The 14,519-nt window shown below is 62.0% G+C and carries 15 protein-coding genes; 6 read left to right on the forward strand and 9 right to left on the reverse strand.

Going from position 1 to position 14,519, the window contains the following annotated elements; translation table 11 throughout:
• Positions 1 to 22: 22 nt before the first annotated feature.
• The 3 genes from VMW12_05480 to VMW12_05490 are packed head-to-tail and all read right to left on the reverse strand — an operon-like array spanning position 23 to position 3,662.
• Positions 23 to 2,368, reverse strand: a complete 2,346-nt coding sequence (locus tag VMW12_05480) for a hypothetical protein (GenBank protein ID HUZ49179.1) — start codon at positions 2,366 to 2,368, stop codon at positions 23 to 25.
• Positions 2,365 to 3,294 carry a glycosyltransferase family A protein gene (locus VMW12_05485; protein ID HUZ49180.1) on the reverse strand — a complete coding sequence of 310 codons (930 nt, stop codon included), beginning with the start codon at positions 3,292 to 3,294 and terminating at the stop codon, positions 2,365 to 2,367. Before VMW12_05485 ends, VMW12_05480 begins: the two co-directional genes overlap by 4 nt.
• Positions 3,291 to 3,662 carry a hypothetical protein gene (locus VMW12_05490; GenBank protein HUZ49181.1) on the reverse strand — a complete coding sequence of 124 codons (372 nt, stop codon included), beginning with the start codon at positions 3,660 to 3,662 and terminating at the stop codon, positions 3,291 to 3,293. Before VMW12_05490 ends, VMW12_05485 begins: the two co-directional genes overlap by 4 nt.
• Before the next feature lie 617 nt (positions 3,663 to 4,279).
• On the opposite strand from VMW12_05490, the gene VMW12_05495 reads away from it, so the two are divergent.
• The 6 genes from VMW12_05495 to VMW12_05520 all read left to right on the forward strand — a co-directional run bounded on the left by VMW12_05495 (position 4,280) and on the right by VMW12_05520 (position 10,575).
• Entirely contained in the window at positions 4,280 to 4,954 is a 675-nt protein-coding gene (locus VMW12_05495) for a response regulator transcription factor (protein ID HUZ49182.1), read from the forward strand.
• Positions 4,955 to 5,009: 55 nt separating this feature from the next.
• On the forward strand, positions 5,010 to 6,083 hold the full coding sequence (locus VMW12_05500; GenBank protein HUZ49183.1) for an NADH:flavin oxidoreductase/NADH oxidase: 1,074 nt from the start codon (positions 5,010 to 5,012) through the stop codon (positions 6,081 to 6,083).
• Positions 6,084 to 6,184: 101 nt separating this feature from the next.
• Complete coding sequence (locus VMW12_05505; GenBank protein ID HUZ49184.1) at positions 6,185 to 6,973, forward strand: electron transfer flavoprotein subunit beta/FixA family protein; 789 nt, start codon at positions 6,185 to 6,187, stop codon at positions 6,971 to 6,973.
• The gene (locus VMW12_05510; GenBank protein ID HUZ49185.1) at positions 6,973 to 7,950 is read left to right on the forward strand and encodes an electron transfer flavoprotein subunit alpha/FixB family protein; all 978 of its coding nucleotides are present in this window, start codon (positions 6,973 to 6,975) and stop codon (positions 7,948 to 7,950) included. The genes VMW12_05505 and VMW12_05510 overlap by 1 nt, the downstream gene beginning before the upstream one ends.
• Positions 7,951 to 8,018: 68 nt before the next feature.
• A complete protein-coding gene (locus VMW12_05515) occupies positions 8,019 to 9,551 on the forward strand; it encodes a tetratricopeptide repeat protein (protein ID HUZ49186.1) in 1,533 nt (510 codons plus the stop codon).
• Between the two features lie 19 nt (positions 9,552 to 9,570).
• Positions 9,571 to 10,575 carry a histone deacetylase gene (locus VMW12_05520; GenBank protein ID HUZ49187.1) on the forward strand — a complete coding sequence of 335 codons (1,005 nt, stop codon included), beginning with the start codon at positions 9,571 to 9,573 and terminating at the stop codon, positions 10,573 to 10,575.
• Between the two features lie 13 nt (positions 10,576 to 10,588).
• On the opposite strand, the gene VMW12_05525 is transcribed toward VMW12_05520, so the two are convergent.
• The 6 genes from VMW12_05525 to VMW12_05550 form a co-directional block, all read right to left on the reverse strand.
• Complete coding sequence (locus tag VMW12_05525; protein HUZ49188.1) at positions 10,589 to 11,620, reverse strand: sigma-E factor regulatory protein RseB domain-containing protein; 1,032 nt, start codon at positions 11,618 to 11,620, stop codon at positions 10,589 to 10,591.
• Entirely contained in the window at positions 11,607 to 12,143 is a 537-nt protein-coding gene (locus VMW12_05530) for a zf-HC2 domain-containing protein (GenBank protein ID HUZ49189.1), read from the reverse strand. Before VMW12_05530 ends, VMW12_05525 begins: the two co-directional genes overlap by 14 nt.
• The gene (locus tag VMW12_05535) at positions 12,140 to 12,709 is read right to left on the reverse strand and encodes a sigma-70 family RNA polymerase sigma factor (GenBank protein HUZ49190.1); all 570 of its coding nucleotides are present in this window, start codon (positions 12,707 to 12,709) and stop codon (positions 12,140 to 12,142) included. Before VMW12_05535 ends, VMW12_05530 begins: the two co-directional genes overlap by 4 nt.
• Positions 12,710 to 12,758: 49 nt before the next feature.
• Positions 12,759 to 13,706 (reverse strand): SCO family protein, encoded by a 948-nt coding sequence (locus VMW12_05540; GenBank protein ID HUZ49191.1) that lies wholly within the window; start codon positions 13,704 to 13,706, stop codon positions 12,759 to 12,761.
• Positions 13,703 to 14,317 carry an SCO family protein gene (locus tag VMW12_05545; protein ID HUZ49192.1) on the reverse strand — a complete coding sequence of 205 codons (615 nt, stop codon included), beginning with the start codon at positions 14,315 to 14,317 and terminating at the stop codon, positions 13,703 to 13,705. Before VMW12_05545 ends, VMW12_05540 begins: the two co-directional genes overlap by 4 nt.
• Positions 14,318 to 14,324: 7 nt before the next feature.
• Positions 14,325 to 14,519: hypothetical protein (locus tag VMW12_05550; GenBank protein ID HUZ49193.1), on the reverse strand; the 195-nt coding region annotated here is incomplete at its 5' end.

Consider the following 14,519-nt stretch of genomic DNA (forward strand, 5'->3'; position numbering starts at 1 on the left):
GTCCTAGTTGCTCGGGTGACCCCTAATGGCCGAAACGGCGAAAGCCGCGACGCGCGAGAAGAAACGGCTTGCGCGGTTCCCAATAGTCTTTGAGTCCGTCGACGACGATGCACGAGCCGGTTGCATTGACGGTATGTAAGCCGGCCGGATATTCGATGTGCGGCGAGATGCGTGCTCGAGGAATTTCGGAAAATTCATTCGGGGTAAGGACTCGAACTTCGTTGAGCACGACGGCGCTCCCATAGCGCTGCGAACAATCTTGCGCGGGGCGAATGAGCGCGCCATCCAAGTGAAATAGCGCACCGGCCGGGCGCGAATTCGCCGAATTGACCTTTATGGGATTCAGCCTATGGGGGCTCCAACCGCGCATGGGACTCCGGCTCCAAAACGCATGCAAGCCGCCGCTCGAATCCTGGGGAAACGTGCAGAAGAGCCACCACAGCCCGCCGGTAAAGACGATGGACGCATCGATCGCCGGCTGATCGAACAGCGTCCCCGCGCGTTCCCATCGATAGGGGAAATCTACGCACGCGAAGGCGGTGAGCCGGCCCGAGGCGCTCGCTTCGGGCGCGCAATAGAGCGAACCGTCGACCTGAAACAAATAGGGGTACGAGAGGTGGTGAGGCTCGCGAATGATGGGATGCCATTCGCCGCTACCGTCGGGGCTGGTGATGTCCAGTGCGCCGATATGCCCTTTACCGGTGCGGTAATCGAAGAGTTCCGCGAACACGACCGTTCGTCCATCTCGTTCCCAGACGAAGGGATCCGCCAGAAATGTTAAACCCGGCGCAGGCGGCAACCACATAGGGGCCGGAAGACTGCCCGTCTTTAATAGGTCCGCTCGCAAGTCCGTCCGCTTGGCGGATCTCACGATGCCGATGTTCCAGGACGGTAGGCGAAACGCCATTTCGAATGCTCTTTGAATCACAGGGGTATCTCGTTTCTCCCCCCCCGCCTGAGCAAGACGCTTGTCGAGCGGATCGCCGGCACCGCAACATAGCGAGCGAAGCCTCCCGGTACGTTCCCAGAACGCTTCGATGGCCGCTAGGGCGGCTTCGGCCGAATAGCGCTCCCCTATTCTGCGCGCGGAGTCTTGGCGAGCCGGCAACCGACCGAGGTTGTGCAGCGTGTAAAGCCGGAGAACGCTCTTTTTTAGATCTTCGTAATCGGTGACGTATTCACACTCCTCCAGCGGCTTGGACCAGCAAACATATCGGCCGGCGGCCAAGGCTTCGAGAACCATGAACGAGAGCCCGTCGGAGCGTGTCAGCCGCAAGAGTACGGTTGTTGCATCGTAGATCGGCTGCATGTTTGCGACCGTGCCGTAGTTGAAAACGCGGGAATCCGATGCCGCAGCTATCGGGAGCGTGCCGCCGACAAAGCAGAATCGGATGTCTGGCTGCTTGAGGTCCGCAATAAGCCGTAGATATTCCATCTCGCCGTAGTGTTCGCTGCGCGATGGCGGAACGTACATGAGCAGCGTAAACGTCGCCGGCATCGGGGCCACGCGGGTCGGCAGCGTCGCGACCGGCAATGGGGCGACGTGGACGTGAAGCCCCATGTCGCGAAGCTCGGCCGCAGATCCGTCGTTTTCGGCTAAATGGGTGTATGCGCGCGAAGAATACTTGCGCTGCAAGTTTGGGCTCGAACGCAGATGCACGATGTCGGTGCCCACCCAGTGAAATATTTGACGTTTGCGTAATATCCGGCCCACGATGCTTACCAGCCTCGATTTATTCGGCGGCGGGCCGATCGTATACCAAACGTGCGCTCGCGCCAGATACCACGCGGCAACCAGGGATTCCAATTTAGAAGCGGTCCGCAGGTATGTGGCCGCGCTGCCAAACGACCCGTCGCGATGTACGTCGAGCAGCTGTTTGGCGAAATACGGGAGCCCGTCGACGGCTACGCGCAAGCCCGTCGCCGTAGCGTGCGCCGCCGCAACCGCCGCATCTAAGCGCTCGGTCAGGGACGCGGCATCGGCCGGTCGGATGTGGCCGGCACGAATGCCATGGGTGAGAAGCCGATCGCGGATCTCCGCATCCATGGTCAGGTGCATCGAGGCCTCGTGCGAGGCCGCTAGTAGTGCCTCCGGCGACCGAGCGATCGTCTCCAGCCCTGCGGCATCCCACAGAAACAGTATTGGAATATTCCTATTGGCCGCGGATTGCGTCAAGAGAAAATGCGGCACCTCGCGGCAATCGAGAATCAGCGCTTGTGTACTGCGAATCCCAATGAGGGCGCGAATGAGCCCACTGCGTCCCGAGTATCGAATCGGTTGCCAGTCACCGGCTTCCGCGAGGAGCTCGCAGAGAGATCCGGCGCGAGCGCTGCTTCCGATGACGACACACGTACGCTTGCGGTTCACCACGATGCTCCGATGCCCTTGAGCGGCCATAAGTCCCGCGCCGGACGCCGATACTTTGCCAGCAGTAATGCGGCGTAGGGAAGATACTTCCATCCGGCTCTCTGGGCGAGCGTCGCGCGGTAGTAGCGCCATGCGGTCTCCCAGTCGCCGTTTATGCGGGCATACGAGCAGACGCAATGGAGCGATCTCATGTACTCGCGTTTAATGTACGGAAGATACCGTGCCGGCGGTTGCTCGCGAAGCATTAGCGCAAACATCTCTGCGACCCCTTGTACATATCGGGGATCCTTCGAGGACGAGCCTGGGGTATCGTAGACGTTAAAGGTCATTTCCGGGACGAAGCGCACGCGTCGCTCCAGCGCAACGCGGAATGCGATGAGCGTCCATTCGCAGTGTTGTGAAACGTTGTCAAAATACTTTTGGCCGACGGTCCGGGTGCGGAAGGTAGCACCGTTTGATGCCATCCAGTTCTTCCCGCAGAGCAACGGCAGCACGTAATCATCGTGAAACATCCGCACGTCTGGGAATACGTGGCGCCGCGTCCCCTGCGTGAAATAGTAGCCGTTTGTCGCCAGGCAATCGACAGTTGGATCCTCGAGAAGATAGGCTATTCGAGAGCGAAGGGCATTCGGTAGAAACTCATCGTCATCGTCGATAAACGAGAAAAATGATCCCGAAACGAGCGATCGGCCGACGGTGGTTGCAATGGCGCTATCCCGTTTGTCTATGTAGAAGACCGATATGCGTTCGTCATGCTGCGCGCGGCAAAAGAACTCGGCGTCGAAAGATGCGCCGTTGACGACCAGCACGAGTGTGACATCGACGTCAGCTTGAGAGAGCGCGGATGGGATCGATCGAAGAAGCAGCGGGACGCGCTCTGCTTCGCCCGTCGTTCGGATCACGACCGTGACGGTCGGAGCGCTCACGCCGGGCCCGATTGTTTGTCAAGGCGAAAGCGAAAGTGCACCCGAACGTGGTTTCCCTGCTCCGATTTATCGATCTCCATCTCGTGCCCCAGGTAATCTAAAAGGCCGTCGATGAGCGGGTAGACGCGCCGATACCACGGGTCGCCTTGGCCCCAGCATTCCAAAATCGCTCCGTCCGGCGCCGAGACCACTTCGACGGCGATTCCGCCCAACGGATTCGTGGACTCGACGGTGAGAATTTCGTCGGTGAGCATTTTGATAAAAACGCGATCTTTATCCGACGGACCGTACCCTATCAGTTCGGCGGCGACCGCGCAGCGAATCGCACGCACGGAATCGTTATCTCGCGTGTCGATAGCCCACCTCATGTTTCAGAACTGCCCGAAACGATGCGGCACGTGCGTCTTGATTGCGATCGGGCGCATCGGTTCGACTGTTGCGTTGCATTGGGCGCATCGTAACGCGGACCCCAGGGCGCGGACGACGTGTGTCCCGCAAAAGGCAGCGACGCACGCGCGATCGCTACACATGTAGATCGCGCGTGCGAGACAGTAATGCCGGCGTCCTAACTGCGAACAACGAACCATGTGAGAGCCCTCCCAAAGCTAGCCACCGTCTGTTGCGGAACGTATGCACGTAGTATGAGGGTAAACGATGCGATTCCAACCACGTCTGCCCGAAATTCCCAGCGTTGTAACCCGAACGGCCTAAGATGGCGATTCAATGCACACAACGTTTTCGCAGAAGTGCATAACATGCAAACCGCGGAGCGTCGGAGGTTCTAACCGCAGGCGTGGGCTCGCTCGCGACCTAGGTCTTTGGTAGCAAGTGAAGCGGGACGTTTTCGGCCGTCGCATGCGCCATTTGTTGTCCGCCCGCTTCAAAGGACCCATTAAATAATGCGTCGTTTGGGGACTACGGTACCGTAGGCGTTTTGATAGACTACGGAGACCAGGTCTTTTATCACTGGTTAAGAGGTTCGATTGTGCTTTCTTCCACCGTTTCCACAACCGTCGGCACTGCCGCTACAGCAACCACGACTCGCCTGTTTATCATCGAAAGCCAGGCGTTATTCGCAAAGGCGTTATACCACGTCTTCGGGCAAGACCCGTCGCTGCAGATTTGCGGCGACGCGCAAGGCGTCGTGGCGGCAACCCTTATCAAAGCGAATCCAAACCTGATCCTGCTCGATTTGGATGGAGTCCAGGTCAATTTAGAGCAAGCGATGTCGGCGTGTCACGATGCCGTCCCCAATGCGAAGGTGTGCGTGCTTTCGATCCGTCCGCAAGCCGAGGTGATGCAGCACTGCTTGAGCGCGGGAGCCGAAGCGTTCATCGTGAAGGACATCATGCCGTCCGAATTATTGCGAGCCGTAAAGATGGTCGGGGCCGGCATGAATTACGTGGACCCGCGCGTGGCGGGCGGCCTGCTGCGTCGCCGGAGCCAATATAACGGACGCCCGGACATCAACGAGATGTCGCCGCGTGAAATTGAGGTCATCCGTCTTATCGCCGAAGGCCTCTCGAACAAAGAGATCAGCGTGCATCTCTTGCTCTCGGAGAAGACGGTCAAGAATCACCTCAGCCGCATTTTTTCAAAGCTCAATATTTGCTCGCGCTCGCAAGCGGCCGTGTACGCAATCAAAAACGGCCTGGTATAGCGCGGGAGCGCCGCGATCCCGCAACCCTTATACCGATTGAGCGGTCCACTTGGGCATGAGTTCCTTGTTTTCGCCGATCGATCTTCGCGGCGTTCATCTCGATAATCGCATCGTGGTTTCGCCGATGTGCCAGTACTCGGCGCAGGGCGGCGTCGGCAACGATTGGCACGTCGTCAATCTGGGGCATTTGGCGCTGGGCGGAGCGAGCCTCGCCTTCTTTGAAGCCACGCACGTGAGCCCGGAGGGGCGCATTACGCCCAGATGCCTGGGCCTCTACGGCGACGAGCACGAAGCCGCGATGCGCCGTGTCGTCGACTACATTCACCGTTGGACGCCTGCGAAAGTCGGCGTCCAACTCGCGCATGCCGGGCGCAAAGGCTCGACGTTTGCCCCATGGGAGGGCAACGGCTCGGTGACCGGCCCCGATAAGTGGCAGACCGTGGCACCATCGGCGATTCCGTTCGACGCGTGGGACGTTCCGATGGCGCTCGACGACGCGGGCTTACAAAAGGTCAAGCGCGATTTCGCGGCTTCGGCCGAGCGTTCGATTCGTATCGGCATCGACGTTATCGAGTTGCATTTCGCGCACGGTTACCTCGCGCACCAATTCCTCTCGCCGCTCTCGAATCAGCGAACGGATGCGTACGGCGGCTCGCTGGAAAACCGGATGCGTTTTCCGCTCGAACTCTTCGATGCGGTGCGCTCGGCCGTACCGCAAGATACTCCGGTCGGCGTCCGGATCTCGGCGACCGATTGGGTGCCCGGCGGTTGGGATCTCGAGCAGTCGATCGCCTTCGCCCATGCGCTCAAAGCGCGCGGATGCGATTTCATCGATGTCTCGTCCGGCGGCCTCTCGCCCGATCAACAGATCCCGTTGGGCCCCGGTTACCAGGTGGAGTTCTCGCGGGAGATTCGCAGACAGGCGGCCATCTTTACGATGAGCGTCGGCATGATCGTCGACCCCCAGCTCGCCGAGCGCATCGTCGCCGAAGGCGATGCCGATATGGTGGAACTGGCGCGCGGCTTCCTGCGCGACCCGCGATGGGCCTGGACTGCCGCCGACCAGCTTGGGGCCGAAGTTTTCGTCCCGCCGCAGTATGCGCGGGCTCGCAAGACCCTGCGCCCTTAGTCGCAGCTACGCAAACTCGTCGGGATATCAGCAGGGAGAGACGCGGCCCGGCACTAATGGGCCCGGGTTCCCCCCACACGCTTACGAGGTCATGAGTCCACGTGAAGATCGTGGTTACGGTCAAGCTTGTGCCGGATCCCAATGCGGAAAAACGCATCGATCCGGCGACGAAGCGGCTGGTTCGCACCGGTGTAGAAACGGTGTTGAATCCCTATGACGAGTACGCTCTCGAAGCGGCTCTGCAGATCAAAGAAAAGGTTGGCGGCGATTCGACCGTCACCGTGTTCTCTATGGCTCCCGAGTCGCTCAAAGAGACGCTCCGCAAGGCGCTCGCAATGGGTGCGGACGATGCCGTGCTCCTAACGGACGCGGGGCTCGAAGGCAGCGACGTTTGGGCGTCTTCCTACGCCATCGCGCACGCGCTCAAGAAACAGCCGTTCGATCTTCTGATCGTCGGCGGTCTCACGGACGACGGCAGCACCGGCGCCGTGCCGGGTGCGCTGGCCGAATACCTGGGCTTGCCTCTGGTGACGAACGCGCGCAAGGCCGAGGTGGTCGAGGGCAAGCTGCAGATCGAACGCGAGACCGACACCGGTTATCAAATCGTGCACGGGCCGCTGCCCTGCGTGATCACGACCGCCCTAACCTTCGGCGAGCCGCGTTACGCCTCGCTCAAGGGCATCATGGGCGCAAAGAAAAAGACGATCGCAACGCTCGCACTGAGCGATCTCGGCCTGGATCAGCCGGTCGGAACCGCCGGCTCGAAGACCGAGTTGCTCGGCTTCGCGCCGCCCGCCGCTCGCGGCAAGGGTCGCATCGTTGAGGCTGCCGACGGTCCGTCAGGCGCCGAGGCGATCTTCGATTTCCTTAAAGAAAAGAAGCTGGTCTGATGAAGAACGTCATCGTTTACGTCCAACACAAGAACGGCCAAACGCCCAAGGTGACCTTCGAGCTCGCCACGCAGGCTCGTACCCTGGCGGATTCGCTCGGCGGCACGGCGCATGCGGTGGTCGTCGGTGCGGGCTCAACCGCGCTTGCCGAAAAGCTCAAGGCCTACCCGCTCGACACCGTGCACGTCAACGACGATGCCGACGTCGACGGCTTTCTCCTCGATCCGGTCATCGACTATCTCGAAGCCGCCGCAAAGGCCGTCGGCCCGGCGCTGATCCTCGTGCCCAACACGCTCACCGGGCGGGATGTGGCGGGGCGGCTTGTCGGACGGCTGCATGCCGGCATCGGCGCCGACGTCACCGAGTTTCGCATCGAAGGCGGCACGGTCGCCTGCATTTCACCGAAAATGGGCGGCGCCGCGGTCACCACGTGCCTGCTCAAGCCGGCCGATTACGGCATCGCCACGGTGCGCCCGAATGCGTTCGCGGCGGTTTCGGGCGGCAGCGGGGCATCGATTGCCGCGCTGGCCAAGCCGGCTGGGGCGAGCTACGCGCTCGCGGTCGATAAAGATGTAGAAGAAGGCACCGGCGAGATGGCGCTCGAGGAAGCGCCGGCAGTGATTGCCGGGGGACGCGGCCTGGGTGGCCCGGGGCCCTTCGAAACGCTGCTCAAGCCGCTGGCCGACGCGCTCGGCGGTGCCGTCGGTGCGTCGCGCGCGGCGGCCGATGCGGGCTGGGTACCGTATAGCCTGCAGATCGGACAGACCGGTAAAACGGTGAGCCCGAACCTGTACGTCGCGGTCGGTATCTCGGGTGCGATCCAACATAAAGTCGGGATGCGTTCCTCGGGAACGATCGTCTCCATCAACAAAGATGGCCAAGCCCCAATCGCCGAATTCTCGGATCTGACGGTTGTCGGCGATGCTTTTGCTATCGTACCGGAACTCACCAAGCTGATCCAAGCCTCGAAGGCTTAAAAAACACCCATGGCGTGACGAATGCGGGCGTTCCCGCGTTCGTTACGTTGAAAAAGGAAAACGACGTCTTGAAACGATTCGCTCTCGCCGCTCTGATGGCTCTCGGTTTTGCCGCCGCCATTGCCGCTACATCGCCCCACGCCGATGCCGGACTCTTCGGAGGAAAGCCGGCCGCGTCGCCGACCCCGTCGGCGTCGCCGTCGCCACTGCCGACCGCATCGCCCGAGCCACCGAGCGTCGCGATCCCGCGGCTCCAAGCCAAGCTCAAAGCGAATCCAAACGACCAGCAAGCGCTGGTCGAACTCGCGGGACAATTCTTGGGGATCAATCGCCCCGATCTCGCCGTGCAAGTCACGCAGCATCTCTTGCAGCTCGGAAATAAGACCGCGCAGGTGTACTACCTCGACGGCTACTCACAGCAGCAGTTGGGGAATATCCCGGCCGCGGTTGCCGACCTCGAGCAAGCCTCCAATCTCGACCCGACAAACCTGGGCGTGCTCGGCGAACTCTCGACGCTCTACCTCCGAACGAACCGTCCGACCGACGCAGAGCGCATCGCGAACCGTGCCGTCACGTTTAATCCCAAGGAGCCGCAGGCATACAGCGCCCTGGGCGCCGTCTACGGTGCGGAGCAGAAGTGGGATCAGGCGCGTGCGGAATTTGAAAAAGCGTATGCGCTCGATCCGAAAGATCCGCAGCCGCTCTACGAGATCACGCAAACGTGGGCTCAACAGAACAACATCCCCATGGCGTTAAAGGCCGTCGATCGCGCGATCGCCGTCTCGCCGAAGGACGTCGATCTTCTCACGCTCAAGGCCGATCTCTACGCTCGTCAGCACGACGATGCGCACGCGTCCTCGGCTTACGATGACGCGTTCGTGGCTGCCACGACCGACGATGAAAAAGTCGCGATCCTCGTTCGTAAGGCTGCGTACTTTTCGGGCGAGAAGAAGCCGGACCAGGCGACGGCCGTCTTCCAACAACTGCTCGCCCAATTTCCGAAGAACGCGCAGGCGCGCGTCGCGTACGGCGATTACTTTGCCTCGCAGAAGAACATCACTAGCGCGCAGCAGCAATGGCAATTGGCGCTCGGCCTCGACCCGAACAATGGCCCCGCGCTCCTCTCGCTCGGACAGGTAGCCCTCGGACAGAATAAGATCACCGACGCGATCGGATATCTCAAGCGTCTGACCGTTGCCGCGCCCAATGCGCAGGGCTTCGCCCTTTTGGGCCAGGCATATTTCGCCTCCCACAACTACACCGGACAACGCGATGCCTGCAGCAAGAGCTTCCAGATCCAGCGTTCGCCCCAGACGCTCGGGTGCATCGCCGGTGCGGATTTCGAGCTGAAGAATTACAAGGAAGCCTCGCAGATCTTCGACGTTCTCGATAAGGCCGCTCCGCAGTTCTTAACGGCGCAGCCGGAGTACCTGTTCATGGCCGGTAAGGCGTACCAGCAGACGAATCAGCGCGATAAGGCCCTCCACGCGTATCGCCGCGTTCTGCCGCTGATGAAGCGCGGTAGCCCCCTGTACAAGCAGGTGGTAGCCGCGATCGCGCAGCTCTCCAAGCCGGTTCCCGCAAAGAAAAAGAAGGGCTAACCGCCGGGCGGCAACCTCGTTGCGCTTCGTCACCGACGACATCTACGGCGACCATCTCCGCGGGCTCGGGCATCCTGAATCGCCCGACCGCGTGGAGGTGGTCGCTGCGCGTTTACGGGCGCGCGGGCTTTTGAACCACACGCTCGCCGCGCGCGACGCGACCGACGCCGACATCGTGCGCGTGCACGATGCGGCGTATCTCGAATTGGTCAAACGAGAGATCGGCGCGCTGGAGACGCCGCGCTATCTCTCCACCGGCGACGTCGTCGTCGACGCGCACTCGCTAACGATTGCACGCCGTGCAGCCGGCGGTGCGATCGTCGCGCTCGAGCATGCGGCGGCCGCGGGAGAGGCGGCGTTCGCGTTGGTGCGACCGCCGGGCCATCACGCCGAATCCGCGCGCGGTATGGGCTTTTGCCTCTTTAATAACGCGGCGATCGCCGCCCGCGCATATCAAGCACGGCACGGGGGCGACGTGTTGATCGTCGATTTCGATTACCACCACGGCAACGGCACGCAAAGCGTCGCCGGCGACGGCCTCTCGTACGTCTCGACGCATGCGTCACCGGCTTATCCGGGAACCGGACAAGAGAGCGAGATGCGGGGTGACGCGCTCATAGCAAACGTCCCGCTGCCGGTAAGGGGGATTGCGACCGAAGCTTTCGTCGCCATTTGGGAGCGCCTGTTGACGCAGGTCGTGCGACGGCTGCGCCCATCGGCCATCGTCGTCAGCGCCGGCTTCGACTACGTTCGCGGCGATCCGGTCGGCGATTTAGGGGTTGAGGTCGAAGCCGCCGGAGCCTTGGCCGCCGCCATCGGCGCGGTGGCCGGAGCGTTCTGCGGCGGTCGCGTAGCCTACGTTCTCGAAGGCGGTTACGACATCGATGCGCTCGCAGCGTCGATCGCGCTGATAGCGCGGTGCGTGGATCGCGGCGATTATGCGCCGAGCGGCGCGCACGCATCCGCAATCCCCGCGCGCGAGTCGCTACTGCTGGATCGCATCGAAGATCTCTCGGGCGACTAGCGGCCCGAAGCGGCTACGGAACGACCGAGATGGCGATGCGTTGGAGTTCGGCGCGGTCGAGTTCGCCGACGAGCGCGAAATGCAAGTGTTGCTCGGACCACGTCAGCAACGTCGTGGGGCCATCGACCACGTATTCGGCATCGTGGTGCTCGATCGTGATCTTGGTTGCTTTGTAGGCTGAGAGGTCGACCGCGGCGCCGCGTGCGTTCTCGAACAGCGAGACGGTTCGGATGCCGTCGGAGTACAGCAAATGGAGCGTGCGAATACCGTGTACGTCCATCACGTCGCCGGCTACGGCGAAGAATCCGTCGGGAAGATACTTGGGACTGCGCGCCTGGAAGCCCGCCGCTTTCACGATGCGCGTGTAATCCTGGCTGGGTTCGCCGGGGTCCGGCCCTTTGACCGATTGCAGGTGCGATGGAATCGCGAAGAATTGGTTCGGAATCGAATTGGTAAAATGGATGGCGGTATACCGCATCTCGGTGACCAGCGAACCGTCGGGGGCGAATTGTTCTTTCTGTAGGAGCAGCTTGGTCGCATCGTCGATCCAGACGCGCATCGTCGTCTGCCCGGTGTAGTTGTTCACCAGGGCGATGACGTCGGTGCGACGGCCGGCGATCGATTCGCTCGGCTCCGCCAACGCGCGATAGTTGCTCGCGAGCAATCCAAAATTATCGTCTTCGGTGACCTGGTCGTCGCTCGCGTCGTCTTGCGTCACGACGATGCGTTTTCGTTTGATGTCTACCGAGTACGTCGTTTTGCCGCGCGAGACGATCGAGTCGCCGTAGAGATCTTGCGGTGCGAGATACCATCGGCGCGTCAAATTCGGCGCGCGATGATAGACGCGGTAGACGGCAGCCTCCGATTGTTTTTTGCCGATCCGCATCGTTTGGACTTCGCCGATGTACGAGATGTGGGCCGGCGCATCCATCGCGTCGCGTAGCAGCGCAATGGAGGCGGGCTTCGGCGCGGTAGCTCCAAGCGTCAGCGCAAGCGCGCAGAGCGCGCCCGCGCAGACGAGAAAACCGCGCTTACGGAGATCCATTCGATTCCGATGTCGAGCCGGTGAGCGCGATCGCTTGCTGATCGGTGCCTACGTTATCGCTGGCCAGGGTCGAGGGCACGACCGAGCCGCCTTCGCTAAAAGGCACGGTGCGCGTGAGCGCGGCGTGATCGTTCAAGTAGAACGCTGCTTCGATCGAAGGCCGAGCCGGGCCGTGCTGTAGAGCCGTCACCCCGAAGTAGGCGGCAACGAGGAGTGCCGCTGCGGCGGGTACGGCGATGGCCGGGCGCAGGAGTGCCGCGACGGCGCCCGCCCACCCGGGACGCTGTGCGGTTTGCTCGCGTTCGATGCGCTCCCAAATGCTCGCGCTCATACCGTACGGCAATTCGCGCTCGGTGCGTTTGGCATGCGCGCGCAGAAGCTCGCCGAGTCGCGCCTCTTCGTCGTAGGCCGTGGTGCACGCTTCGCATCCGTTCAGATGCGCGAGAATAGCCGCATCGCGCCCCGGAGCGCATTCGCCGTGCAGGTAGTCGATAAAGTCGTCGTGGTTGAGGTGTTCGTTCATGTTGATGTCGCCGAATAGTGCTGGATGAGATTGCGGAGCTGGCTGCGAGCCCGATGCAGCCGCGAACGGACTGTCCCGATAGAACAACCGACGATATCCGCAATCTCTTGGTAGCTGTACTCCTCGAGGTCCGCGAGGATCACGACCTGTCGCTGATCTACCGAGAGCGCCTGGAGCGCTTTCGAAATCGGTTCGCTGAGCTGCCGGTCGACGTACTCGTCGATCGGCGTTACGGCTAGGGGCCGTTGCCCTCCGAACGCTTGAGGGGCGTTATCTTCAGGGATCTCTTCCTGATAACGTCCTTTTCGTCGGCGAAGTTCATCGCGGTATAAATTCGTGACGATGCGATAGGCCCACGAGAGGAAGGACGTGCCTGGGACGAAGCTCCGCCACGCCCGGTAGACGCGGATGAAGGCCTCTTGGGTGAGGTCCCGGGCATCCGCCTCGTTGTGGGTCAGGCGTAGGGCGAAGTTGTAGATCGCCTTGCCGTACTGCTCGATCGCCTGTTCGAGAAACGCACGCTGTTCTTGCGTGGGCGGGTCGAACGGTTTACGCGGTGCTGCCATCGGTTGCTCGGCTTATACCCGTTTAGCGCGCGACCGCCTCCTGCGGCTGCTATTCCGTCCGCCAGAGCACGCGGGCCACCCGCCAGAGGGCATAGGTGACCAGGATCGTGATGATGAGCACCAGCCCCAGCTCGAGAAAGACTATCCCCGCGTACTGGCTGCCGCCGCACATGGCAACCACGCCCGCGAGCAGCGAGAGCTTCGCCCGCTCGAAGGGGTTGCTCTCCATGCCCGCGATGCTGCGGGCCTCGGCCATCACGCCGCTGGGGTCCCACCCGGCCGTATCCACGACGTAGGCGACGCGCCCCTGAGGGGTAACCAGAAACAGCTTGTCGTTATGGATGAAGTTGTTCGAGCTGACGCGCAGCGAATTGATGCCGAATTGGTCGAGCGCGCGCTGGATCGAGGAGCCGGTCCCGGTGAGGAGCGACCAGATCTTCGGATCGGCGCCGTAGGTGGCGCCATAACGCTGCAGGATCGCGGGGGAATCGTACTGCGGGTCGAGGCTGATCTCCGCAATCGCAAACTTCGCCGGGTCCAAGTGCGACTGCATGTAGGCGAGCTTGCCGCTAATCGCGGGGCAGAGCGTGGCATCCGGGCAGCGCGTAAAGACGAAACTCAGCAACAGCACCTTACCGCGGAAAGCTTGGTCGAGAAGCAAGCGGCGGCCGTCTTGGTCGATGAGCTCCGTATGGGGCAGCGTGCTCCCGACATCAACCGCGATCACGCGCCCGGTCTCCGGCAGACCCGGCGAGAACGGCGCCGCGACCATCGGCGAGCGAAGCGTCCACGGCTGCGTCGAACGATCGACGTAGCCGTCGATGCCGACGTTCGCGCGTACCGCGATCTTGGGAGCGAGCCGGTAGACGCGGTCGCCTTGAGGCAGCGTCAGCGGCACGGCGTCGTTGCGAATAACCACACGGTCGCCCGGCATCGTGCCGAGCACCACGCCGTGCATCGGAAATAAGGCCAGGGCGAACGCGAGTGCGGCGATCATTCGTTCAAGAGTCGCATATCGTGCGCGAGCGACGCAACACTATCGCTCGCATCCTGCAAGACGCGTTGGTTGCCATGGGCGTCGATGAGGAAGATCACCGAGGCGTGCGCTTCATCGTAGCCGTAGTCGCCTCCGGCACGCTTGCCCGGAATCTTCTGCGCCCAGACATGGTAGGCGCGCTCGACACTCGCGATGGCCGGCTGCGAACCGGTAAGGCCGACGATATCGCCGCCGAACCGCTTTAGGTACGCTGCCAGCACCGGTGGCGTGTCGCGTTCGGGGTCGACCGTGACGAACGCAATCTCCCAGCGGGTTCCCGCCGGGTCGGCGAGCGTTCGCGCTTTCACGAGCTTGGCAAGGGCGAGCGGGCACGTGTCGGCGCAGTGCGTGTAGCCGAAAAAAAGCGCAACGTTTTTGCCCGTTTGGCCGGCGAGCTGCCAAGCGCTTCCGGAGCTATCGGTTAGTGAGATCGGGGGAGCCGCGCGCACCGGGACGAGCGCCGTGCCACGAAAGTGCGGGGCGGCACAGGCGGTAAGCAGCAATAGCGTCGCCGCTGCGAGGATTTGGCTCGGGCGCATCGCTTCAACGGTACGCCTAGCCCAAGTCGTCACCTACGACTTAGGTGCCGGGATGCGTGATGGTGGTAATCGTCATCCAGATACCCAGTGCCACGATGACCAGCGATAAAGCGACCGTGATGATATTTCCGAGCGGCCGGTTGTGCCGCTCGCCGATCACGCGTTTATCGTTGACGAGAACGAGCAAGAAACAGAGCACGATCGGTAATACGAAGCCGTTGAACGCCTCGACGTA

The organism is Candidatus Dormiibacterota bacterium (genome assembly GCA_035532835.1).
Taxonomy (GTDB): domain Bacteria; phylum Vulcanimicrobiota; class Vulcanimicrobiia; order Vulcanimicrobiales; family Vulcanimicrobiaceae; genus DAHUXY01.